Source organism: Acinetobacter sp. Ac8, from assembly GCF_055392545.1.
Map to the genome: position 1 here is coordinate 1,828,979 of NZ_AP043689.1, position 22,713 is coordinate 1,851,691.

General features: G+C 40.0%; 20 protein-coding genes. 9 read left to right on the forward strand and 11 right to left on the reverse strand.

The window, feature by feature from the left end:
• Positions 1–125: 125 nt before the first annotated feature.
• Positions 126–1,577: an NAD-dependent succinate-semialdehyde dehydrogenase gene (locus tag ACZ5QH_RS08550; protein ID WP_303577319.1), complete on the forward strand. Its 1,452-nt coding sequence runs from the start codon at positions 126–128 to the stop codon at positions 1,575–1,577.
• 111 nt (positions 1,578–1,688) lie between these two features.
• Positions 1,689–2,645: a carnitine monooxygenase, reductase subunit CntB gene (gene cntB, locus ACZ5QH_RS08555; protein WP_303577318.1), complete on the forward strand. Its 957-nt coding sequence runs from the start codon at positions 1,689–1,691 to the stop codon at positions 2,643–2,645.
• 192 nt (positions 2,646–2,837) lie between these two features.
• Here the strand turns inward: cntB and ACZ5QH_RS08560 are convergent, their stop codons facing one another.
• The 8 genes from ACZ5QH_RS08560 to ACZ5QH_RS08595 form a co-directional block, all read right to left on the reverse strand.
• The gene (locus ACZ5QH_RS08560; RefSeq protein ID WP_303577317.1) at positions 2,838–3,719 is read right to left on the reverse strand and encodes a SphA family protein; all 882 of its coding nucleotides are present in this window, start codon (positions 3,717–3,719) and stop codon (positions 2,838–2,840) included.
• A 74-nt stretch (positions 3,720–3,793) separates the two neighbouring features.
• Positions 3,794–4,714, reverse strand: a complete 921-nt coding sequence (catA, locus tag ACZ5QH_RS08565) for a catechol 1,2-dioxygenase (RefSeq protein ID WP_303577316.1) — start codon at positions 4,712–4,714, stop codon at positions 3,794–3,796.
• A 124-nt stretch (positions 4,715–4,838) separates the two neighbouring features.
• Positions 4,839–5,900: an NADH:ubiquinone reductase (Na(+)-transporting) subunit F gene (locus tag ACZ5QH_RS08570; protein WP_096733830.1), complete on the reverse strand. Its 1,062-nt coding sequence runs from the start codon at positions 5,898–5,900 to the stop codon at positions 4,839–4,841.
• Between the two features lie 11 nt (positions 5,901–5,911).
• Complete coding sequence (locus ACZ5QH_RS08575; protein WP_004721365.1) at positions 5,912–6,274, reverse strand: phenol hydroxylase subunit P4; 363 nt, start codon at positions 6,272–6,274, stop codon at positions 5,912–5,914.
• Between the two features lie 94 nt (positions 6,275–6,368).
• Positions 6,369–7,895 (reverse strand): aromatic/alkene/methane monooxygenase hydroxylase/oxygenase subunit alpha, encoded by a 1,527-nt coding sequence (locus tag ACZ5QH_RS08580; RefSeq protein WP_004820631.1) that lies wholly within the window; start codon positions 7,893–7,895, stop codon positions 6,369–6,371.
• 66 nt (positions 7,896–7,961) lie between these two features.
• Positions 7,962–8,231: an MmoB/DmpM family protein gene (locus ACZ5QH_RS08585; protein ID WP_034615112.1), complete on the reverse strand. Its 270-nt coding sequence runs from the start codon at positions 8,229–8,231 to the stop codon at positions 7,962–7,964.
• 12 nt (positions 8,232–8,243) lie between these two features.
• The gene (locus tag ACZ5QH_RS08590) at positions 8,244–9,245 is read right to left on the reverse strand and encodes an aromatic/alkene monooxygenase hydroxylase subunit beta (RefSeq protein WP_303577315.1); all 1,002 of its coding nucleotides are present in this window, start codon (positions 9,243–9,245) and stop codon (positions 8,244–8,246) included.
• A gap of 18 nt (positions 9,246–9,263) precedes the next feature.
• Complete coding sequence (locus ACZ5QH_RS08595) at positions 9,264–9,554, reverse strand: phenol hydroxylase subunit (protein ID WP_056512494.1); 291 nt, start codon at positions 9,552–9,554, stop codon at positions 9,264–9,266.
• 406 nt (positions 9,555–9,960) lie between these two features.
• Here ACZ5QH_RS08595 and mobR point away from each other — a divergent pair, with 406 nt between their 5' ends.
• The gene (gene mobR, locus ACZ5QH_RS08600; protein ID WP_303577314.1) at positions 9,961–11,643 is read left to right on the forward strand and encodes a phenol degradation transcriptional regulator MobR; all 1,683 of its coding nucleotides are present in this window, start codon (positions 9,961–9,963) and stop codon (positions 11,641–11,643) included.
• A 176-nt stretch (positions 11,644–11,819) separates the two neighbouring features.
• Here mobR and adeS read toward each other — a convergent pair whose 3' ends face one another.
• Complete coding sequence (gene adeS / locus ACZ5QH_RS08605) at positions 11,820–12,911, reverse strand: two-component sensor histidine kinase AdeS (protein ID WP_303577313.1); 1,092 nt, start codon at positions 12,909–12,911, stop codon at positions 11,820–11,822.
• Positions 12,901–13,632 carry an efflux system response regulator transcription factor AdeR gene (gene adeR, locus ACZ5QH_RS08610; protein WP_004721351.1) on the reverse strand — a complete coding sequence of 244 codons (732 nt, stop codon included), beginning with the start codon at positions 13,630–13,632 and terminating at the stop codon, positions 12,901–12,903. The genes adeS and adeR overlap by 11 nt, the downstream gene beginning before the upstream one ends.
• Before the next feature lie 136 nt (positions 13,633–13,768).
• Between adeR and ACZ5QH_RS08615 the strand changes: the two genes are divergently transcribed.
• Together ACZ5QH_RS08615 and ACZ5QH_RS08620 are read left to right on the forward strand one after the other, a co-directional pair.
• On the forward strand, positions 13,769–15,013 hold the full coding sequence (locus ACZ5QH_RS08615) for an efflux RND transporter periplasmic adaptor subunit (RefSeq protein WP_303577312.1): 1,245 nt from the start codon (positions 13,769–13,771) through the stop codon (positions 15,011–15,013).
• The gene (locus ACZ5QH_RS08620) at positions 15,010–18,126 is read left to right on the forward strand and encodes an efflux RND transporter permease subunit (protein ID WP_303577311.1); all 3,117 of its coding nucleotides are present in this window, start codon (positions 15,010–15,012) and stop codon (positions 18,124–18,126) included. Before ACZ5QH_RS08615 ends, ACZ5QH_RS08620 begins: the two co-directional genes overlap by 4 nt.
• 313 nt (positions 18,127–18,439) lie before the next feature.
• On the opposite strand, the gene ACZ5QH_RS08625 is transcribed toward ACZ5QH_RS08620, so the two are convergent.
• Positions 18,440–19,420, reverse strand: coding sequence for an IS110 family RNA-guided transposase (locus tag ACZ5QH_RS08625; RefSeq protein WP_464016793.1), 981 nt, complete (start codon positions 19,418–19,420; stop codon positions 18,440–18,442).
• 829 nt (positions 19,421–20,249) lie between these two features.
• Between ACZ5QH_RS08625 and ACZ5QH_RS08630 the strand changes: the two genes are divergently transcribed.
• Genes ACZ5QH_RS08630 through ACZ5QH_RS08645 form a run of 4 tightly spaced genes read left to right on the forward strand, consistent with a single transcriptional unit; the run spans position 20,250 to position 22,657 of the window.
• The gene (locus ACZ5QH_RS08630) at positions 20,250–21,107 is read left to right on the forward strand and encodes an energy transducer TonB family protein (RefSeq protein WP_303577003.1); all 858 of its coding nucleotides are present in this window, start codon (positions 20,250–20,252) and stop codon (positions 21,105–21,107) included.
• Between the two features lie 41 nt (positions 21,108–21,148).
• Complete coding sequence (locus ACZ5QH_RS08635) at positions 21,149–21,745, forward strand: biliverdin-producing heme oxygenase (protein ID WP_303577004.1); 597 nt, start codon at positions 21,149–21,151, stop codon at positions 21,743–21,745.
• Between the two features lie 31 nt (positions 21,746–21,776).
• Positions 21,777–22,202 (forward strand): YbaN family protein, encoded by a 426-nt coding sequence (locus ACZ5QH_RS08640; RefSeq protein ID WP_239045902.1) that lies wholly within the window; start codon positions 21,777–21,779, stop codon positions 22,200–22,202.
• 17 nt (positions 22,203–22,219) lie between these two features.
• A complete protein-coding gene (locus ACZ5QH_RS08645; RefSeq protein ID WP_151802770.1) occupies positions 22,220–22,657 on the forward strand; it encodes a Fur family transcriptional regulator in 438 nt (145 codons plus the stop codon).
• Positions 22,658–22,713: the final 56 nt, after the last annotated feature.

Consider the following 22,713-nt stretch of genomic DNA (forward strand, 5'->3'; position numbering starts at 1 on the left):
TTTAAGGGAGCCTCTCAAAATATCACTGGGGCCAAGAGCTCGATCATGTGTTGTTTAGAGAAGCGCTCAAGTTAAAGGTGCGGCAAATAAAGTCGTACCTTGCTTTCAAACCATAGGATCATGACATGTCAAGTTTGCAAGGTAGTCCGCTATTTCAACAACGTGGATGGGTAAATGGTCAGTGGATCAATGCACAATCCAATGCCACTGTACCCGTCACCAACCCAGCAACAGGTGAAGAGATTGGGCTTATTCCCAATATGGGGGCGGCAGAAGCAAGCCTAGCGGTTGATGCTGCATATCAAGCCTTAGCAAAGTGGAAAGCCTTAACTGCACAAAAACGCGCAGATTTATTATTGGCTTGGTATCAGTTGGTATTGGCACATGCTGACGAACTGGCTCGTATCATGACCATTGAACAAGGCAAGCCTTTGGCTGAAGCCTTAGGTGAAGTGAAATATGCTGCTTCATTTATTCAATGGTTCGCAGAAGAAGGCAAGCGAGTTTATGGTGATGTGATTCCTACCACCAATAATCAACAGCGTTTTATCATTACCAAGGAACCTGTAGGTGTGGTTGCAGCGATCACGCCTTGGAATTTCCCAATCGCTATGATTACCCGTAAAGCTGCGCCAGCTTTAGCTGCGGGTTGTACGATTGTGATTAAACCTGCCAATGAAACGCCTTATTGCGCCTTGGCCATTGCAAAACTTGCAGAAATGGCAGGGATTCCTGCTGGGGTGATCAATGTTGTAACAGGTCAGTCACAAGAAATCGGTGCAGTATTTACCAGTCATGAAAAAGTCAAAAAACTGACTTTTACTGGCTCAACACCTGTTGGTCGTTTATTGATGCAGCAATGTTCAGACACGATTAAAAAACTTGCGCTCGAACTTGGTGGAAATGCGCCATTGATTATTTTTGATGATGCAGATTTAGATAAAGCAGTACAAGGTGCAATTTTTGCCAAGTTCCGTAATGCAGGGCAAACTTGTGTTTGTGCCAACCGCATTTATGTACATGACAAGGTTTATCAGGCATTTACTGAGAAATTTGTGCAAGAAGTTGAAAAGTTTAAGATTGGCAATGGTCTTGAAGAAAATGTACAGATAGGGCCTTTAATCAATGAAAAGGCCGTCCTTAAAGCACAACAGTTAATCGATGATGCACGTAAAAAAGGTGCACAAGTGGCTTGTGGTGGTAAACAGCATGCACTTGGACAGACTTTCTTTGAACCGACCGTGCTTACTGATGTGGATCAAAGCATGGAAATTGTCAAAGAAGAAATCTTTGGGCCAGTGGCACCGCTGATTCGATTTAGTGATGAAGCAGATGTGGTTGCTCAGGCCAATGACACCATCTTTGGTTTGGCAGCCTATGTGTATAGCGAAAGCATTTCACGGATCTGGCGTGTCGCAGAACAACTTGAATATGGCATGGTGGGGATGAACTCAACTGCAATTTCAAATGAAGTGGTCCCGTTTGGTGGCGTGAAACAATCTGGGGTAGGTCGTGAAGGTTCTAAGTATGGCTTAGAAGAATTCATGACCATTAAATATATGTGTTTAGGGCTATAGGATAAAGGCGTGTTGGACATTCATTGATGATCATCCAACACGCTGCCCTCCAATGAGAAAGCGCTTGAATAAGTACTTAAAAAAGCAACATGTGGTAAAGAGGATTTAGACATGGCAAGTCATTATGAAATGTTTGCATCAGTGGTCACAGGGGTAGAGCAACTTACACCATTGATCAAACGGTTTACATTTAAACGTCAGGATGGACAAAATTTTCCTCAGTTTAATGGGGGCAGTCATATCATTGTTAAAATGAATGATCAGCTTTCCAATGCCTATTCACTGATGAGCTGTGCTCAGGATCTTAGCACTTACCAAGTATGCGTACGCAAAGATGTAGAAGGTAAAGGTGGCTCGGTCTATATGCATGAGCAATGCAATGAAGGCTGTGAAATTCTGATTTCAGAACCTAAAAATTTATTTCCACTGGCTGAAAATGGTGTAAAACATATTTTAATTGCAGGTGGGATTGGGATTACGCCTTTTGTGCCGCAAATGGATGAGTTGGCTGCACGTGGGGCAGATTACGAATTGCATTATGCCTATCGTTCACCAGAGCATGCTGCACTGTTGCAAGAGCTCAAACAAAAACATGCTGAACATATTTTTAGTTATGTCGATTCAGATGGGAAATGCCTTGATCTCGATCAATTAATTTCCGCACAGCCAAAGGGCACACACGTTTATGTCTGTGGGCCAAAGCCAATGATTGATGCGGTAATTGATCGTTGTAATTTTCATCGTTATCGAGATGAATATATTCATTGGGAACAATTTGCTTCAACCGTACCTGAAGATGGTGAAGCATTTACTGTGGTTTTGGCGAAATCCAATCAGCAAGTCGAAGTTCAAGGCAACCAGACTATTTTACAGGCAATTGAAGCATTGAATATTGATGTTGAGTGTTTATGTCGTGAAGGGGTGTGTGGTACCTGTGAAACTGCAATTCTAGATGGTGAAGCAGAGCACTTTGATCAGTATTTGAGTGATGATGAAAAGGCATCACAGCAATCGATGATGATCTGTGTATCTCGTGCCAAAGGCAAAAGATTGGTATTAGATTTATAAATGATTATTGGCGTAAACCGAAGTGATTTATGTTGATATATTGCAGTTTTACTTTAACCCGAATTGACGGTTTCTAAATTAACGCCGAATGAGTTTCATTCGGCGTTAATGACTGGTTAATAGTATGATTTAGCGACTACAATTGAGCATCTGCGCAAAAAACCAAATATTGCTGAGTGCAAAGCATAGCCACTAAAAAGCCCAAACAAATTTTAATACACTGGTATGGCCTTCAGGGCGATTTTCAACATGAGTTTCTTTTAAATACTTTGCTTCAATTGACCAGTTTTTATCTTGATATTGTATTGCAGGACCAATTGCCAAAACTTGTCCACGCATCGCAATATTTTCACCCTGTTGCTTATCTGACTTGGTTTGCTTAAAAGCGTAGCCTTCAACAGCCACTTTAACCTGATCAGTAAGTTTATATCCAAGACTATAATCACCAGCAAAATATTCCCCAGATTTGTATTGGGTATCATCATTTTCAGTATTAAAGCTATAAGAAATTTTAGTTGAAATATCTAAACCATTTTTTGGGGCATAGCTGTAGGCAAAAATCGGTCGAACAGTATTGTAGTTTTTGCCAATATTGGCGACCAAAGGCTGTTGTGCTGTGGCCTTATCATATTGACCTGTGGCGAGTACTGTTTCTATCGCAGCAATCCAGTGGTGATCTCCTTGATGCCAACCTAACATTGACCCCAACATTAAGTCACCTAAGGCAGTGTTATGATCTGACATCCCCGCTGCAGATAATCTGAGATCAACCATAGGCTGTATGGCATAGAAACCCAGTTGACCACCGAAATAGTTTTGTTCTGTCATCCAGACCAAACGGGGTATAAAGGCATTTACATCTAAATGAAAATTCGCTGGGCCCTTATCAAAACTTCCAGCATGGTAATTTTGATAATAACTTAATAGATACACGCCAGCAGGTGGTAGTGCGCCTGCCATCATACCTTCAGCACCGAGGGCAAATGAGTCAGCCCCATTTTCTGTGGCACAGGCAATGCTACTGGTTAAACCGAGCATCAATGGAACTGAAAGTTTGAACATCAGTTGTTTCATAGAAAATCCTTTTCAATGATATTTTTATTGCAGGTAGCTGTAGTTAAACGGATTTAGTATCACTACATTGTTGACTAAGCGGCTACTCGACGACGATCAACCTCTGTAGAGGGGACTTGATCAACGTCTTTGACCAATTGGAAATTAAATTTGATGTGTTTAAAGGCTTTATCCAAATTGTATTGTTTAATTTTCGCGAGATCCGTTACATCCAGCGCAGTAGCGATCAGTCCATCACGAGTAGCAAAGGCAAAGTCATCCCAAAGGTATTTGTCACCTTCAATATTAAATTGAGTGGTCAGTTTGCGATAACCCGGCGCAGAGACAAAGTAGTGAACATGCGAAGGGCGGTTACCATGTCGACCCAACAAATTGAGTAAAGCTTGTGTTGTACCTTCAGGTGGACAGCCATAACCGACAGGCATGGTGGTTTGAGCGATATATTGACCTTGTGTATCGGTGAAAATACTGCGGCGTAAATTAAATGCAGACTGAGATTTATCAAAGAATGAATAGTTGCCTAAACTGTTGGCGTGCCAGATTTCTACTTTTGCATTGGGAATAATCTGTCCAGCAGTGTCTGTGACAATGCCTTCAATGATTAAGGTATCGACGTGCCCAGATTCAGAGCCATCATCCATACGAGCAAAGCCAACGGACTCAGGCGCACCTGCAACATAAAGCGGTCCTTCAATTGTTCGTGGTGTTCCACCTGTAATACCGGCTTTAGTATCTGCTTCATCTGCACGTAAATCTAAGTAATGTTCTAGCCCGAGACCTGCTGCCAAAAGTCCCAGTTCATTGGCTTGACCTGCATCTGTCAAATATTCTAAGCCTTTCCAAAGCTCGGTTTGAGACATATCTAAGTCTTCAATGGCTTGGAATAAATCACCAAGTAAACGAACAACGATTTGCTGAACACGCAGATTGACTTCACCTGTTGCTGTCGCGACATTCATTTGCTGAACGAGGCTATCGATTTGTTGTCTATTCATCATCATCTTCCTTTGATTGATATGAGTATTTGGCATGAGTATCTTGAGAGCGATCTGGAATTGGTGCAGATCACTCACGCTGGTGTTGCTATATTGGATAATTTAAGGGTTCAACCACTCAACTTTAGATGTGTCTAAAAAGTGCCGAACGTGATTGCCCATTTGCACCATCTGCCGCACTTAAAAAGCGTTCAGTATGGATGTCTTTTTCAAATAAACGGCTTTGCATCAAGGTGGAGATGGCGGCATCAATCATCGGTGGCGGGCCACATAAATATGCCTTGTGCCCACTGCATTTATTTTCAAAATAATTGGCAACCGCTTCATGTACATAACCTGTAAACCCTGTCCATTGGTCTTCTGGCTTAGGCGCATTTAAGGCAGGGATGTATCTGAAATTTGGATATTCTTTGACAAGCTGTTCGAATTTTTCACGGTTATATAATTCAGCAACATCCCGTGCACCTTGGAACAAATAAATGATACGGGTGTCACCTTGTTCTAAAAGATCCAGAATCATCGATTGAGGGCTTGAAAGACCTGAACCACCTGCAATGAAAATGACATTTTGCTGATCAGACTTACGCACAAAAAATTGTCCATAAGGTCCTGAAAGCGCCATTTCTTCACCAACACTCAGTTCATCATGCACATAGCGTGTTGCAGCACCCCCTTGCACTTTACGAATATGTAATTCGATCAGATTTGCTTCGCTCGGTGTATTGGCGATTGAAAATGCCCGGGTTCCTTCAATATTAGGGAGTTGGATATTGATGTATTGGCCTGCTTGAAACTGCATTGGTCGATCAAGTTGAAGTCGGACACCTTTAATCGTCGGCGATAAATCCGTTATTTCAATAACCTTAGCTTGGTAGTCTTGGACTAAATAGCCTAAGAAATCCTCGTCTTCATCCACGTCCGCTTCGATGACCATGTCAGATTCGGGCTTGCAACAACAAGCCAACACTTTATTTTCTTCACGTTCAATGTCCATAAGTGCAAAAGGCGAGGCTTCACCTACATCATAAAAACCGTCTGTGACTTGAACTTTACATGTACCACAAGTGCCATGTCCGCAAGCAAAGGGCAACCAAACACCTTGACGCAATGCTGCATCTAAAATGGTTTGATCCTCTTCAACTTGAATGATGGTTCCTGCTGGTTCAATCGTGACTTGATAGCTCATCTGTGTTCTCCTTAAACATGTGTGCCTTGGTAACCTGCTAAATCAGGCGTTACAAAGCGCAGGAGAGATTTATGATCAAAACCCAAATCTTCTAGGGACTTAGAAAAATCAGCCTGTAAAAGATTGCGGTTTAAACGGAATTCAACTTTAGACCAATCAATATGTTTAAAATCGGGATGTTGCTCAAAACCTGCTTGAATTTGCCCATCAATCAAGGCTTGTAAGCTTTGTTTTGGTGAAACCACAAAAGCATGTGCCGAACAAAATAAGGTGTGATGATCCCAACCAATAAACAACAACATGTTTTCGCCGTAATTTTGTTGTAGATCTAGTGGTTCAAATTGATATTTTTCAACAATCGCTTGTACAGTCATGGTGTATTTCCTTAAACTTTTGAATAAATCCTTGAGCGGATGCTGTCGAGTTAGACAACATCCATTGCTTATTTTTTAATTTTTGGATGAGGGTTTAAGCTGCGTTGCCTTTCCACTTTTTCCAGCGCTGTTGGTCAGGTGAACCTTCAATATCGAGATTGTCTGCACCGACATTAAAGTTGTAGTAATCCCTTAAAATACTTTCTAAATCTGGACCACCACAGTTACCCTGCAAAATTTGATGTACAGGTAACCACGCTTGGATGTATTTCTCAGGTTCGCGTTCAAAAATGTCATGACAACCATCAGAGCAAGTGTGATAACGCTCATCTTTGTAAATTGAATCACGATAGCTAAATAGTGTTGGGTCGCCATCCATTTCTGTAAAGGTCATTGGAATTTGGCACACTTGGCACAATTGAGGTAAACCCGCGCTATAGAAGCGTTTACCTTCAGCTTCCATTTTTCGAGCAAGTTCCCAACGTGGGCGGTAGTATTTATCAAACGTGTCAGGATATTTTTCTGAGAGCCAATCCATTTCCTCATCTGTTGGGATCCACGTATGGAAGCCTGCTGCATGACCGAAGTTATAGAAAATCCACCATGCTTGATGCGAAACATGTTCTTTCTCTTTGCTAATCACTTCACTATATTTCGGCATACGGATCCCGTAGCGACTTAAGTCTTTAAACAAAGCACCACCTGCTTCTTCAAAATAAGTTTCCCAAGCTTCTTTCCATGACATGACTTTATTTGGCAACATGTAATCCATCATCATACCGACAATGGACAGCAGGCGAGTTCCTCGCCAGAACCATTTATCAATCCATTCTTGTACGATTGGCACATTATCTTCGTGCTGTTCCAGTAAGAATTTTACGATTTCCAGTCCTAGCGTCATGTGGCGTGCTTCGTCTGATTGTGCACTAAAGCCAAATGTTACGGTTGCCATATCACCGTTGTAAGCTGCTCCCGACATGAAAGGAACGAACAATAAGTTAGTTAGAACATATTCAAAGGCAAAGCTGATTGCTAATAAAAACTCAAAAGGCCCCGCTGAACGTGCATCTTCAAAGAATGATTTAGGTACAGACAAGTACCAGACCCGGTCATGCATATGTGCCCAGTCTTGGAAGCCATCAAAGAACTTGTTGTAATGGCTCATCGCATGAATCTGGGTTTGTACATGACGTAATTCATCAATGGATTGCATTTGCGAGGCGATACGTGCACCAATGCCACTGAACTGACGCCCAACATGGGCATAGCCTTGGTAAGCTTGATACTCAAGCGGGGTTACCGCGGTTAAAAACAATTTAATCGCGTTGACATAACGTTCATTTGAAACATTCATTTGCCCATTGTTTTGTGCAAAAGCATCAAAAATGGCATATAGCTTCTTTTCTTTTTCTGCTTGGTATTTCCAATAGTTATCCATGGTTAAACGGAAAGGATCTTCCCATTTCGACCAGTCGGTAATTTTGATGCCTTCAAACTCTTCATACGGAAAGGCATCTTTACGATCTGCATAGGAAAAGTCCCAATCTAGATCACGGGTGAGTATCCTATAACGTTCTTTGGCATTGAGCTTTTTATTGTTTACTTTGGCTTGGCTATTCATTTTGATCATCCTTTAACTTACATGCAGCTGCCTGCTACTTATGCTTTAAATCTAGGGGAAGTACGGCTAGTTCCACTTCAAGGTAAAACTGTCATCATCTTCATCAACATTGCCACCCAAGGTAATCATGTTGAGTTGTAGTTCTTGGATATCCCAGTTTTGCCCAAGTTTTTCTGATACTGTTTCTGCACGTACCACCAGCTCGCCAGTGCTTTCGACCCGAATCATCGCGGGAAGATATTGAATTGTTGCTTGAGGATTGTCCTGTTCAATCGCTTCAATGATGTAGCGTGAGGTGTCATTGTCTTGCAATGCTAAATAAACTTTAGAGGTCATGATGGCAAATCCTTATGCTGCTAAATCGAGTAAAATGTTGCCGGCTTTTTTGCTACGTTCAGAGATCTTATTTAGACCTGAATCAATCCCTGAATCCGTGAGTGCGGTTTGTGCCCAAGTACTAAATACTTGTTTAACTTGGGGTAGTAATTCCGTGATCCATGATTGAATCAGGGTTTTATTGTCTTCAGATTCAGAAATTGCAGTTTTTAAAACACTGTCTGACCACTTCGCTAAATCAGTTAAACAGTCCTTCATAAATTCAGTAAGAATGGCAATATCACGCCCGCCATTTTCAACCAGCCATTCATCGAGTTGTCCAAAAACCAGCTCTTGTAACATGCTGTCAATCAAAAGATTTTGCAAAATATAAAGTTTGAACCAGTCTTGTTCGGTTAGGCTTTGTTCACAAAGTTTACGTAAGGGTTGCCAAGTTTCATCATTTAGCCAAGCGTGTTTGGCTTGTTGTAAGGATTCACCTGTATTGCCATCAAGAATCAAGCCAATACGTGAAATGTATTGCGCCATACCGAGACGATCCATAGCCGCAAAAATACATGCTTGGGTGATGACGGTGCCATAACCATAGGCACTGCCTGACATCATATGTAAGTTGGCCGTTTGTTCGACATAGCGAAAAGGTAATAAACACTGGATGATTTTTTGTTTCACTTCATCACTGAGATTATTGACCAACTGACGTTTTTCAAAAAAAGCATAATGACTTTCAGCGGTATCTTGCAGACGTGCACGATGTTGCACATAAGCGCCGTAATAAAATTGACGAGGGTCTTTAAATGCATACCAATCTTGCATTTGCAAAGCGGTATGGGTTTTATCATTTAAGGTTTTATCTGGCTTCCATAAGGGGCGATAGTGAAAATTTGTCGAAGCTTGAATATCAAAGCTGACTTCTTGATAGCGTGTTGCGGGCTTGGCTCCAAAACGGCGTTCGATATACGCATAAGTCTGACGAATCGGTTGCAAATTGGATGTTTTAATTTCTAAAGTCATTAGCTTCTCCTTGTAGAATTAAGCCTGATCTTCTTGATCAGAATGTTGGCGAGCATGATTTAAAACAGTTGGTTCAATGCCATAACGCCATTTATCTTCCTGCGCATCGTTCCAAGCTTGTTGTTCTGCGGTCATTTCAATGACATGATTAATTTCACAAAAATGCTGGAAAGCCTGTTGGGGGAGAATAAGTTCAACAAAAAGCGTGGGGTCTTGAATGGCAAAATCGAACTCGACAAATTTGGCATTCCGCTCACCAGTAATACGGATATATTTGACCAATGCGGTAGGCTGTTTAGCGTCAATCATGTGCTTATCCTTTTATCAACATCAAAACAATTTTGATGTAGAGCTTCATGCTCATGTGCTAGGTTTGATCTAGATATTCCAAAAGTCATGCCAACTTTAAAATTTAATTAAAATTCAATTATTTACTATTTATTGGTCATTAAGGTATGAAGAACGACAGCATTATTTTCATCAAATAATGAACCTAAAGAGATGCTGATTTCATCAAAAGATGAAACAGTGATTTTGATGGGGGAAGGTCGAGTTAATGTTTATAAAAACCAATAAAGACTTGATATCGATTAAAATAAAAACAATATACCTTAAAGGTATGAAAATATAAGAAAAGGTAGTGAAGCTTTTGGGTCAGAATTAGGTAATATCAAGATTGCATTCACAAAGACATATAGCCAAGGATGGATATATCATGCCCCCAGCCAAAGATGTGAAGGTATATAAAAAAATACTGGAACAGAACAAAGATATTCAAGATTTACTTGATAAAATCGTTTTTGATGCTCAACACGGACAAATCTGGTTTGATGAAAATCGGATGTTATTAATGCATACCAGTATTCTGGGCTTTTTAAGAAAAGATCTCTATCAAATGCTGGGGCTTGAACGCACCAAACGCTTTTTTATTCGTTGTGGTTACCAAGCTGGCATGCGCGATGCAGAAGTAACCTCAAAACTACGACCAAATTTAAATGAAGCAGAAGCTTTTATGGCTGGACCGCAAATGCATGGCATCCGTGGCATGGTGCAGGTTGACGTCAATGAGCTGCATTTAAGTCATGATTTAAAACAGTTTTATGCTGATTTTAACTGGCTTAATTCATTTGAGGCAGAGGTGCATTTAAGTGAATTTGGTGCTTCAGATCAACCTGCTTGTTGGATGTTATTGGGCTATGCCTGTGGCTATAGCAGCTTTGTCATGGGGCAGACCATTATCTATCAAGAGACACATTGCGTTGCTCAGGGTGATGAGCATTGTCGAATCATTGGAAAGCCGTTGAGTGAATGGGAAAATGCCGATGAGTTGATTCGCTTTATGTCACCCGATGCTGTCTCGGACGAAATCATTGCCTTACAGGCGGAACTCAATCAATTAAAGAAAAATATCTATACCGATGCTGAAAGTGATTACACCATGTTTAATGCGGTAGGCGAGTCGGTCGCCTACCGCAAAGTCTGTGATCTACTTAAAAAAGCAGCAGGGAGTAAAGTCGCAGTTTTATTACAAGGTGAAACAGGCGTTGGCAAAGAAGCATTTGCACGTGGTATTCATAATGGCAGTCAGCGTCAAGCGCAACCGTTTGTGGCAGTGAATTGTGCCTGTATTCCTCCTGATCTGATTGAGTCAGAACTGTTTGGAGTGGAAAAAGGCGCATTTACTGGTGCGGTTCAATCTCGAATGGGAAAATTTGAACGTGCACATGGCGGAACAATTTTTCTAGATGAAGTGGTTGAGCTTTCACCGCGTGCACAAGCTGCGTTATTACGAATGCTACAAGAAGGTGAGTTTGAACGGGTAGGAGATAGTCGCACCCGCCAAGTCGATGTCAGACTTGTTGCTGCGACGAATGAGGATTTAGAGCAGGCCGTTAAAGATGGAAAATTCCGTGCAGATTTATATTATCGCTTAAATATTTTTCCCGTGATTATTCCGCCTTTACGTGAGCGAAGAGAAGATATTCCCTTGCTGATTAATCACTTTTTGGTACGCTTTGAAAATATGTATAACAAGACCCTAAAAGGGCTCAGTGATAAAGCGAAAAACTTTATGATGAAATATGATTGGCCTGGCAATATTCGTGAGTTGGAAAACTTATTGGAAAGAGCCACCTTACTGACCGATCATCAACAGGAAATTAAATTAGACAGTTTGTTTCCACAACATAAGGATTTAGAAGCAGTGAGTGAAACTGCACAATCGCTGATCAATGTAGAAGATTTATTTAGTGAGAATTTCTCTTTAGATCAACTTGAACAAAATATTATTCGTAGCGCAATGGATAAAAGCCAACAGAATGTCTCAGAAGCTGCACGTATGCTTGGAATTAGTCGAGCAACATTGGATTACCGTTTAAAGAAAATTACGCTAGGTTAAAATCAAATTTGCATCAATAACCATAGACCAATAGCCATAGAAATGTGTTTGGATAGCGCTTTGATCAGCTACAGGCCGCTATGTTATCTGTCTATAGTTGCTGATAGTTGTCAATTTAAAACAGATGAGTTGAATGCTTGTTTCAATGAAGTCGATTTTACACTTGGATGCTGATCTTATATTTTATTTAAATCGTCGGGCTTAAATAAAATACTAAAACAACTTCCCCCTAAAGCTTGTGACTTGGAATATTCAATCCGACCTTCATGCGCGATCATAATTGCATTGACAACAGATAGACCTAAACCACTGCCACCATTCTTCTTGCCTCTGGATTCTTCAAGTCGATAAAACGCATCAAATATAAAGGGGATATGCTGATCTGCAATACCGGGTCCTTGATCTTCAATGGTTAAAACCAAACCTTCTGATTTTTTTTGGGTGCTAATCCGTAAAATCCCTGCCTGTGCATAACGAATTTCATTTTCAAATAATGCAATTAAAATCTGTTCAAGCCGTTGTCGGTCAAAAAAGCAGGCTTGATCTGATAGATCGGTTTCGATGATTAATTTTGCTTGATCAAAACGGTCTTGAAGTAAGTTTACAGATTGTGTAATGACGTCAGATAGACAAACTGACTCTAGGTTAAGTCGAAGTTGTTGATTATCCGCCAGACTTAGGGTTCTTAGATCTTCGATTAAAAATGACAGTTGCTCAACTTGATTGAGCAAATTTTTTAATAGGGCTTTATCGGGGGTAAATATATCGTCAAGCACGCCTTGTAAGCGACCTTGTAAGATGGTCACAGGAGTTCTTAATTCATGTGCAATTGCGGCATTCCAAATAGATGCATTGTTGACTGAGATTTCCAGCTTTTCTGCCATACGATTAAAGTCATTGATCATCTTTGTGATTTCAGCGACGGAAGAGGGATTGTCCAATTGTGCTCTTACGGAAAGATTGCCCAAACTAATTTCTCTTGCTGCAATGGCTAAAGAATTTAGCGGGGCGATAAAGCGTTGCGCTAATTTTAATCCTAAATAAACAGAAGTTAGTGAACCGCATAAAGTCACCAATAAAATCCAAGTGAGATCAACAAAATTAAATGACCAGTCTTCGGAATTTAATTGTTCAAGTGAGACCAATTTAAACTCAATGGCGACAAAATAAGTTAAATAGCCAAAAACCAAGGAAAAACAAGTGGTCAATAAGCTCACTTTGGCCATGGTGATAATCAGCTGGCGGCTAATTCCAATGTTATTTTTCATCATTTTGCCTTAAACGATAGCCAACACCACGGACATTGATCAGTAAGTCAGTTTGATGATGATCTTCCAGTTTTTTACGTAATTTACTGATGTGACTGTCTACAGTACGCTCTAAGGCATCACCATCAGGTAAGCAATGGTTCATTAATTCTGATCGGGTAAAAACCTTGTAGGGTGCTTGCGACATCAACGCAAGGATCTTAAATTCCGTTAAGGTAAGGTTTAACAGTGCTTTCGAATGTTCTTTGATAATGTATACACAAAGTGTTTCTGTATTAATTTCAATTGATTTAAAGCTAATGATTTGGGCTTTCGCCTGAGATGACATGGCACTTCTTCTCAATACGGCCTCAACTCTGGCAATAATTTCATTTGGATTGAATGGTTTTACCACAAAGTCATCAGCACCGATTCTAAGTGCTGTGACTTTATCCACTTCTTGATCTAATGCGGTCAGCATAATTACAGGGGTTTGTTTGGATTGACGAATATGATTTAAAACTTCCCAACCATTTAAGATCGGCAATTTCACGTCAAGAATCACCAGATCAATCTGTTGCTGTGCATGTATTTCGATGGCTTGCTGTCCATTAAGCGCTCTGAGCACATTGAAGCCATTTTTTTTCAGATAATGCTCCACAATATCGCCGATATCATAATCATCTTCAACGACTAAAATTTGTTTACTGGCTGGATCAGACGCAAAAGAAATATTGCCCATCGCTGGATACTTTAAAATGGATACAGCACCATCATAATTTATTTTTAGTGGTTATATCCACACAATCTCCACACTTTAGTGACGCTAAGTACACAAATATTGCCAATAATCGTCATATCTAGAACTCTGGGTGCAGATGATGCCTAAGCCTTATTTTTTTATTATTTTATTGGTTGTTTTAAGTGGGAGTGCGTTAACTGGATGTAATCGCTCAGGAAATGCTGAAGCAGAACAAGCACAACAGGCTGCGCCAGCCAAAGTCAGTATTTATACCGTTCAACAGCAAGATATTCATTTGATTGAAAACTTACCTGCACGTGTACAAGCCTATCGAATTTCAGAAATTCGCCCACAAGTTGGCGGAATTATTGAAAAGGTGCTGTTTACCCAAGGCAGTGAAGTTAAGGCTGGACAACCCTTATTTAAGATCAATTCGGAAATTCTTCAAGCAGATGTCAATAGTAATCAGGCTTTATTGGCAAAAGCACAGGCAGAAGTGGTGCGTCTAAAAACCCAACAGGAGCGATATCGACAACTGCTTCCTTCCAATGCCATTAGTAAACAGGAATTTAATAATACGGAAGCCGCTTATCAACAGGCTTTGGCTGAAGTTGCTCAAACCAAGGCAGCATTGGCACGACAAAATTTAAACTTACGCTATGCGACTGTACGCGCCCCGATTTCAGGTCAAATTGGTAAGTTGTTGGTCACCGAAGGTGCATTGGTCAGCACCAGCGATACTAATCCAATGGCTTTGGTACATCAGTTAGATAAAGTCTATGTTGATGTTAAACAATCAATCTCTGAATATGAGCAATTGCAAGATCGTTTGAGTGATGGTTCGTTATTACAACGTGGCGGTGCTGAGGTCAGCATATCCAATAGTCAGGGTAAATTATATCCAGTGACTGGAAAGATTTTATTCTCAGATACCAGCGTGGATCCCAATACCGGTGATGTCACTATCCGTGTGGAAGTAAATAATCCTCAACGGAAATTATTGCCAGGGATGTATGTCAGAGTCGGTTTAAACAGAGCATCACAACCCAATGCCTTACTTGTACCTGAGCAAGCTGTGCAAAGAGATATTTCAGGTCAAGCACAACTGCTGATTGTAAAAGCAAATCAGACTGCAGAAACACGTCCAGTGAGTTTAGGACAGTTATATAAAGGTTTCTATGTGGTGAATAGTGGAATTAAAGCAGGTGAAAAAGTCATTGTTGAGGGGCATGATCGAATTCAACAGCCGGAACAGCCTTTAAAAATAACCCAGTGGAAGTCGCAATACACAACCGATGTTGGGACTTTACAAACGCAAAATAAGGGCAGTGATCAAAGCACGGCAGGTCAGTCTTCTCCGAATACAGGAGAAAAATTATGATATCGCAGTTCTTTATTAAACGGCCAATCTTTGCTTGGGTGATTGCACTCTTTATTATTCTGTTTGGTGTCTTAAGTATTCCAAAGTTGCCGATTTCTCGTTTTCCCTCAGTTGCACCACCTTCGATTAGTATCTATGCAACCTATCCGGGAGCAACACCAGAAACCTTGAATGATAGTGTTGTCACCTTGATTGAGAGAGAGTTATCAGGAGTAAAGAATTTACTTTATTACAGCGCCACCTCTGATGCCAGTGGTCAAGCGAGTATTACTGCCACATTTAAACCGGGGACTGATCCAGAGTTGGCTCAGGTAGATGTGCAAAATAAACTAAAGTCTATCGAACCGAGATTGCCACAATCAGTTAGACAGCAAGGCCTGATTGTTGAAGCGGCATCTTCTGGATTTCTGATGATGGTCGGAATCAACTCACCAAATGATCAATTTAAAGAAATTGATTTAAGTGATTATTTGGTTCGAAATGTGGTTGAAGAATTAAAACGGGTTGAAGGGGTAGGACGTATCCAATCCTTTGGATCTGAAAAGGCCATGCGTATTTGGATAGATCCAAACAAACTGGTGTCTTATCAGCTGTCGATTAAAGATGTCACAAATGCCATTCAAGCACAAAATACGCCGATATCTCCGGGAAGTGTTGGGAGTTTGCCTGCGGTCCAAGGACAGATGATTACACTGCCATTAACGGCTGAAGGGCAGTTAAGTACAGTTGAAGAATTTCAAAATATTACTTTGCGTGCCAACCAGAGTGGCGCACAAGTCACACTGAAAGATGTTGCACGAGTGGAGCTTGGGGCGCAAACCTATAGTTTTTCTATTGTAGAAAATGGAAAGCCAGCAACTGCTTTGGCGATTCAAATGAGCCCAGGCGGGAATGCAGTCAAGACCTCTGAAGCGGTCAAAGCAAAAGTTGAGGAGCTCAGTAAAGTTTTACCAAAGGGAATGCAATATTCGATTCCTTATGATACTGCACCGTTTGTTAAGATTTCGATTGAAAAAGTAATCATGACATTGCTGGAAGCAATGGTGTTGGTTTTCCTTGTTATGTATTTATTTTTACATAACATTCGTTACACCTTGATTCCTTCAATTGTTGCACCGATTGCACTTCTAGGCACATTTGCGGTGATGTTGATCAGTGGTTTTTCGGTCAATGTTTTAACCATGTTTGGTATGGTTTTAGCCATCGGTATTATTGTCGATGATGCGATTGTGGTGATTGAAAATGTGGAACGCATCATGGCAACGGAAGGCTTATCACCAGTTGATGCCACTTCTAAAGCAATGCAAGAAATTACCAGTCCAATCATCGGGATAACCTTGGTTCTGGTGGCGGTATTTTTACCGATGGCCTTTGCCAGTGGTTCGGTCGGAATTATCTATAGACAATTTACCGTGACCATGGCGGTATCCATTGCATTCTCAGCATTTTTAGCACTGACCTTAACCCCTGCACTTTGTGCAACCTTGTTAAAACCGATTGAAGCCGATCATCAGAAAAAGGGCTTTTTTGCGTGGTTTGATCGCTTTTTTGACCGCGTCAATAAAAAGTATGAAGCAATTTTAGTGAAATTGTTGAGACACATTTTTACTGTGATGATTGTATTTGTTGTCCTGACAGGTTTCTTATTATTTGCGTTTAAATCGATCCCAACCGCTTTTTTACCAGAAGAAGACCAAGGCTCATTTATCACCTCATTTCAATTACCTGCAGATGCCAGTCAAGAGCGGACATTGACCATTGTAAAATCGTTTGAGGAACATTTAAAAAGCAGAGAAAGTATTAAAGAAAATGTCTCTGTACTCGGGTTTGGCTTTAGTGGTTCTGGCAATAACACTGCCATTGCCTTTACAAATTTAAAAGATTTTAAAGAGAGAAATACCTCCGCTGCAGATGAGGTTAACGCTGTAAATGCGGCCATGGCAGAAAGTACAGAAGGTACGATTATGTCTGTTTTACCGCCGGCAATTGAAGAAATGGGAACAACTTCGGGCTTTACTTTACGTTTACAAGATCGCGGTAATCTTGGAATGCAAGCTTTGAATGAGGCACAAGCGCAGTTGATCGGTCTTGCAGCAACCAGTAAAAAACTGGCTTATGTTTATCCAGAGGGTTTACCACCAGGTAGTAATGTCGATTTAAAAATTGATCGTAATAAGGCAGAAGCTTTAGGTGTGAATTTTGCTGATGTGACAGACACCATTTCATCTTCAATGGGCTCAATGTATGTCAATGATTTTCCAAATCAGGGACGAATGCAGCAAGTGATTGTTCAAGTCGATGCCGATTCACGGATGAAAGTTACTGATATTCTAAATTTGAATGTGGTTAACAAGACTGGAGCACTGGTTAAACTGTCTGAGATTGTTACACCTGTGTGGACACAGTCTCCGCAGCAGTACAATCGCTATAATGGACGACCATCATTGAGTATTGCAGGGGCAGGCGCAGAAGGGGTTTCTTCAGGGGTAGTGATGAAGGAAATGGAGCGATTGATTGAGCAATTACCAAAAGGAATTGGTTATGAGTGGACAGGGCAATCCTTGGAGGAAAAACAGTCAGAAGCACAAACCAATTTTTTATTGGCATTGTCAATGTTGGTGGTCTTCCTCGTCCTTGCTGCTCTTTATGAAAGTTGGTCGATTCCATTGTCGGTGATGCTGGTTGTACCTTTAGGTATGATTGGTGCAGTGGTTGCGGTATGGATCCGAGGGATTCCCAATGATATTTTCTTTAAAGTGGGTTTAATTACCATCATTGGATTATCTGCAAAAAATGCCATTTTGATTGTTGAATTTGCCAAAATGCTAAAAGAAGAAGGAATGACTCTGATTGAAGCCACTGTTGCGGCTGCCAAACTTCGTTTAAGACCGATCTTGATGACATCCTTGGCTTTTACCGCTGGTGTGATTCCATTGGTGATTGCTACAGGCGCAAGTTCTGAAACTCAACATGCGATTGGTACAGGGGTTTTTGGTGGTATGGTCAGTGCGACGATACTTGCAATCTTTTTTGTGCCAGTATTTTTTGTGTTTATCCTCAGTGCTGTTGAGAAATTACGTGGCAAAGCTTTACCTGTACGTAAACTGCCTTAAGCGCTCTGCGTTAAGCTTTTAATTTTAAGTCTTGTGTTTTGTAGAGGATAAAGCATTTGTCCTCTACAATATTTCTAAGCCATCCATTGCATTCATTTATAGTCAACCTATCAAAAATCCGACCAAGAATATAATTTTTCTGAATTGATATATTTAATTAAATCAATTACATGTGAAACTAACTATATGATTATAAAAAAGCTTGCAATGCCGCAGCCTACATTCAAAGTTTAAATTACTTTGCGTAGGCGATGCCTCACTTTTCAGAGATGAAAAGATACCGTCTTAACTGTCAAGCAAATTATTTAAGGATTCATGCCTTATAATTTGCCTGATAAGGTTGTTGGTTTTTAAGAACACCATAGCAAAGATGAATTAACTTTCGCATAGCAGCAGCAATCGCTACCATTTTAGTTTTCCCTTTCGCTAAGAGCCGTTCGCTCAACTCTTTAATATGAGGATTGTACCGAGTTGCAACAATGGCAGCCATATATAAACCCGATCGAATTTTAGGTGAACCGGCTTTAGATAAGCGACTTTTTCCAAGCACAGAACTACCAGATTGTCTATGAATGGGAACTAAACCCACAAATGCAGCAGCTTGGCTTGCTTTTTCAAAAGAATGAGCACGTAAAAAAACAAGCATTAATAAACTGGTACGCTCAGCAATTGCTGGAATGCTTTCAAGAAGTTTTTGATCACGTTTAAGCTCATGGTCTTGATCAATATGGTTTTGAATTTGTGTATCTAGATTCTGAATTTGCCTAGTTAATGATTTAATATTGGTCTTAATAGACTTTAAAATTGGTACAATTATTAGAGTGGAGTTTACTTTTTCCAAACGATTTTGTTCACGTTTTAAGTCATTCGCAATACTTGACCTTCTATCTAATAAAGCATTGAGCAATCGGATATTATCAGGAGTGGGTTGCCATAAATGTAAATCTACAGTCATTGCAAATCGCGCTAATACTTCACTATCGATTTTGTCAGTTTTATTAAGCTTAGAGATACTTTGAGCAAAATATCGAGTACGGGCTGGGTTAGCCACACAAACTTGAAATTTTAAATCAAATAAAAATTGAGCTAACATTTCATGATAGACGGATGTTGCTTCCATTAAGGCTCTAGTTTCTTCAGCAACAAGACCAAAACGATTTAACCATGATAACAATTGATGAAATCCTTTATTGCTATTGGAAAAGCATTTAGTTTTTATTTTTCCACTAGAGTCATCAAGAAATAAACAACAATCGAATTTAGCTTTAGAAACATCAATGCCAAGATAAAACATAGCTTCACCTAATTATTGATTGAATTAATATTAAAAAACCACAGTCTTTTCTTGTGAATGCAGCATCAAAGTGCTTAGTTACCGTCCAGATTTATGTCAGTGGTTAGGTGTAAATTGTAGGTTTAATCTTTTCAGGAAACTCGAAGTTTTGATGACAAACCAAACTCTACAATTTACGTGTAGTGATAGCTAATCACTACAAAGAACAAGATACAAGATGACAAAAATCTTCCGTTGGGCGAGGGGTACGTCCTGTACCCCCGCCCAACAGCGACATCCATGTCGCCCCACGGTAGGATCACCATCTATGATTCAAAAACACAAAAATGAATTGATAACCAACAGTTTCTAAGAGTTCATACAAAAACATAAGCTTCATTTATGATCAATGACTTGATAGAAGTCACTTGTATGAATAATTAGGTGGTGTGACAATAAATGCCCTAATTTTTCTTCCTATTATTTTTATCTCGTATTGGTTTCTTTAGATATACAGGTCAGTTGTTTTAACTGCATTATTTATATAAGTTTATTTTTTACATTTAAATAACTACGTTCAGTAGCCTACTGTTTTATCGTCAATTCATACTCTCTAAACCATTCTTATTTACATTTAATTACATTTCTCGTTAGGCATTTTTGCCTTCTCATTCGTCTATATAGATAAAGGCAGTGTTTTTTAATTCACGGCAATTGATCTGATAGACGAAGCAGGAAGGATTCATGAACAGTACAACGCAATACAATAGATTGAGCAGGCAGGAAAAACACAGGGTTTTATTCAGCACTCAGCAAATGCGCTACATTTATTTGTGCTGTATTTAAGCCTATGTCTGCTGTAATTCTCGCTTCAAATGATAAGCAAAAATACTCTACGCTTTGTGGGGTAGTGATCAGTCATATATTGTTGTTATGGTTTTTGTCTTATTTAAAAACAGACGTTCGTATTGAATCACATTCACCTGAAAATGCGATTCAAATTCGTTTTATCAGCTTGAACAAAACCGATGTTTTACAACAAAGCAGTACAAAGCTACAGTCGGCATCAGAGCAAGCTGCAACGCAATCAAAAGCACAATCTCAATCTACAGTAGCAACAGCGGTACAACATCAACAACAGGTCAAAGTGATACACAGTACTGAGTCAAAAAAGTTGAAGATGGATCAAACAACACAGCAGACAACAAAAGCACAAGAAAAAAAACCAACCGATCAACAGACGGAAAGTAAATCTGAATCAAATCGTCAGTCAACACAAACATTCACGGAAACAAAATCATCTGCGAATACTGAACAGACTGCTTCAGGTCAGTCAAATGAGATAGCCAAACGTGCAGGTGGTGAAGCAGGCAAAGACAATAAAAAAGAACAAAACGCTGCCTCTACTTCTCAACCACAGCAACCGCTTCCCGTGAGTCGGGTCGATGTACTCAGCTTTGGCAAGCTTAATTACGATGATCGCGAATTGCAAAACCAGCAGCGCTTGTTGGTTCTCACCATCAAAATCAATCCTCAAGGGCAGCCGATAGATGTCAGAGTAAAGCAAAGCTCAGGTATTAGTAGTTTGGATGAAAGAGCTATACAAGCTGCACAAAAAGCAAAATTTAAACCACATATTGTCAATGGTGAAGCATTGGCAATCGTGGTGGATTTTCCCATTCAGCTTAAGCTTGGTCGTAATCGCTGATTGGATCATTAAACAATGAAAGGGTTTATTTAGGAGTTTTTATGAACGCATCAACAGAAAAAGTGATCAGTAGCAGTTTAATGCAACGCTTGAAACAAGAAACACTGGCAGAGCATGAACGTATGGAAATCTTGATGCAGCAATCAGGCGCGTTTGAGAGTAAAGAAAATTATGCGCAATTCACCCTGTCGCAATATTATTTTCAGAAAGATGTTGAACATCTTTATCAAGATTCACAGGTTGAACAATTGATTCCCGATTTAGATATGCGTGGGCGTTCCGATGCAGCTTTACAAGACTTGGCTGATTTAGGTTTAACGCCTCAGCAGGAGGGTATTGCAACCGATGAAATTAGTTTTCCACAATCTTTGGGCTGGATTTATGTTTCAGAAGGTTCAACTTTAGGCGCAGCATTTTTACTCAAAGAGGCGCAGGCTAGATTTGGCTTTAATGCTGATTTTGCTGCACGTAACTTAGCAGCATATCCAGAGGGTCGTGGATTAGTGTGGAAGCGTTTCAAGCAAAGCCTAGATGATGCAAATTTTAGTTTAGAGGAACAGCAATTGATTATTGAGGGGGCTATGCAAGGCTTTCATCGTTTTGGTGAACTTTTAGCACAATTAAAAACACTGAAATAAATAATTGATGATGGATAAAGGAAATCAAGCAATGAAGCAAACGGGGTCAGAGACCAATCTAAATACCAGTATTTCTATGTCGGAGCCGAGATTGGCGAAGTCATGGTTGGTTCGCTGGATCTGTATTGCACTGGCAGGGTTATGTCTGGTCTTAGGGACGATCGGTTTGGTGGTTCCTGGTTTGCCTACGTTTGATTTTTATTTTCTTGCGACGTTGTTTGCTGCAAAGGGTTCGCAGCGAATGCATCAGTGGATTGTCAATAATAAAGTCATTGCTCCAATTTTACAGCAATGGCAACTCAAACGAACTTTGCCAGTAAAAGTAAAACTATTTTCTTTGGCCAGTATGAGTGTAGCTGCTGGCATTTTAATTTGGACTGTGCCTCATCCATGGGCTGTAGGGACCATTATTATAATGATGGTTTGTGTGCAATTGTGGATGTGGTTAAAAGCATAAATGAGGATAATCTCAGGATGGAAATCTTTGAATATTATAAAAATACTGAAGAACTTAAATGCTTGTTGTTGCAAGCAAATTTAAAAGTAACTACAACACGATTAACTGTACTGAATATTTTAAGAAATGCACAACGAGAGCTGACAGCAGCCGAAATTTTGTATAGTCCAGATTTAAAAGTGAAAAAATTATCTTTTGCTGGTGTCTATCAAACCCTGAAACAGCTTGTTAAAGCAGGATTGTTGGTTAAATTTAAGCTGGGCAGTGAACAAGCATTATATTCATTCAAGGGAAGTCAAACCAATATGAGAATATATTGTAAAAAGTGTAGTCAGTTGCAACAAATTAATGATGAGGCTTTAGAGCAGCAAATTCGAGGACTTATTTTAGAACATGGTGCAAGTTCATATCATCTGGTTATAGAAAAACCCTCTTGTCCTTATTGTAGTCATTAAAACAACATGCCAAAGGGTAGATTATTTTATGATAAAAATATCCATAAATAATAAAT

Excerpts from the sequence above, each read along its gene's own strand:
- ACZ5QH_RS08550 (WP_303577319.1), top strand. The coding sequence starts at position 126 with ATGTCAAGTTTGCAAGGTAGTCCGCTATTTCAACAACGTGGATGGGTA.
- cntB (WP_303577318.1), top strand. The coding sequence starts at position 1,689 with ATGGCAAGTCATTATGAAATGTTTGCATCAGTGGTCACAGGGGTAGAG.
- ACZ5QH_RS08560 (WP_303577317.1), bottom strand. The coding sequence starts at position 3,719 with ATGAAACAACTGATGTTCAAACTTTCAGTTCCATTGATGCTCGGTTTA.
- catA (WP_303577316.1), bottom strand. The coding sequence starts at position 4,714 with ATGAATAGACAACAAATCGATAGCCTCGTTCAGCAAATGAATGTCGCG.
- ACZ5QH_RS08570 (WP_096733830.1), bottom strand. The coding sequence starts at position 5,900 with ATGAGCTATCAAGTCACGATTGAACCAGCAGGAACCATCATTCAAGTT.
- ACZ5QH_RS08575 (WP_004721365.1), bottom strand. The coding sequence starts at position 6,274 with ATGACTGTACAAGCGATTGTTGAAAAATATCAATTTGAACCACTAGAT.
- ACZ5QH_RS08580 (WP_004820631.1), bottom strand. The coding sequence starts at position 7,895 with ATGAATAGCCAAGCCAAAGTAAACAATAAAAAGCTCAATGCCAAAGAA.
- ACZ5QH_RS08585 (WP_034615112.1), bottom strand. The coding sequence starts at position 8,231 with ATGACCTCTAAAGTTTATTTAGCATTGCAAGACAATGACACCTCACGC.
- ACZ5QH_RS08590 (WP_303577315.1), bottom strand. The coding sequence starts at position 9,245 with ATGACTTTAGAAATTAAAACATCCAATTTGCAACCGATTCGTCAGACT.
- ACZ5QH_RS08595 (WP_056512494.1), bottom strand. The coding sequence starts at position 9,554 with ATGATTGACGCTAAACAGCCTACCGCATTGGTCAAATATATCCGTATT.
- mobR (WP_303577314.1), top strand. The coding sequence starts at position 9,961 with ATGCCCCCAGCCAAAGATGTGAAGGTATATAAAAAAATACTGGAACAG.
- adeS (WP_303577313.1), bottom strand. The coding sequence starts at position 12,911 with ATGAAAAATAACATTGGAATTAGCCGCCAGCTGATTATCACCATGGCC.
- adeR (WP_004721351.1), bottom strand. The coding sequence starts at position 13,632 with ATGGGCAATATTTCTTTTGCGTCTGATCCAGCCAGTAAACAAATTTTA.
- ACZ5QH_RS08615 (WP_303577312.1), top strand. The coding sequence starts at position 13,769 with ATGATGCCTAAGCCTTATTTTTTTATTATTTTATTGGTTGTTTTAAGT.
- ACZ5QH_RS08620 (WP_303577311.1), top strand. The coding sequence starts at position 15,010 with ATGATATCGCAGTTCTTTATTAAACGGCCAATCTTTGCTTGGGTGATT.
- ACZ5QH_RS08625 (WP_464016793.1), bottom strand. The coding sequence starts at position 19,420 with ATGTTTTATCTTGGCATTGATGTTTCTAAAGCTAAATTCGATTGTTGT.
- ACZ5QH_RS08630 (WP_303577003.1), top strand. The coding sequence starts at position 20,250 with ATGTCTGCTGTAATTCTCGCTTCAAATGATAAGCAAAAATACTCTACG.
- ACZ5QH_RS08635 (WP_303577004.1), top strand. The coding sequence starts at position 21,149 with ATGAACGCATCAACAGAAAAAGTGATCAGTAGCAGTTTAATGCAACGC.
- ACZ5QH_RS08640 (WP_239045902.1), top strand. The coding sequence starts at position 21,777 with ATGAAGCAAACGGGGTCAGAGACCAATCTAAATACCAGTATTTCTATG.
- ACZ5QH_RS08645 (WP_151802770.1), top strand. The coding sequence starts at position 22,220 with ATGGAAATCTTTGAATATTATAAAAATACTGAAGAACTTAAATGCTTG.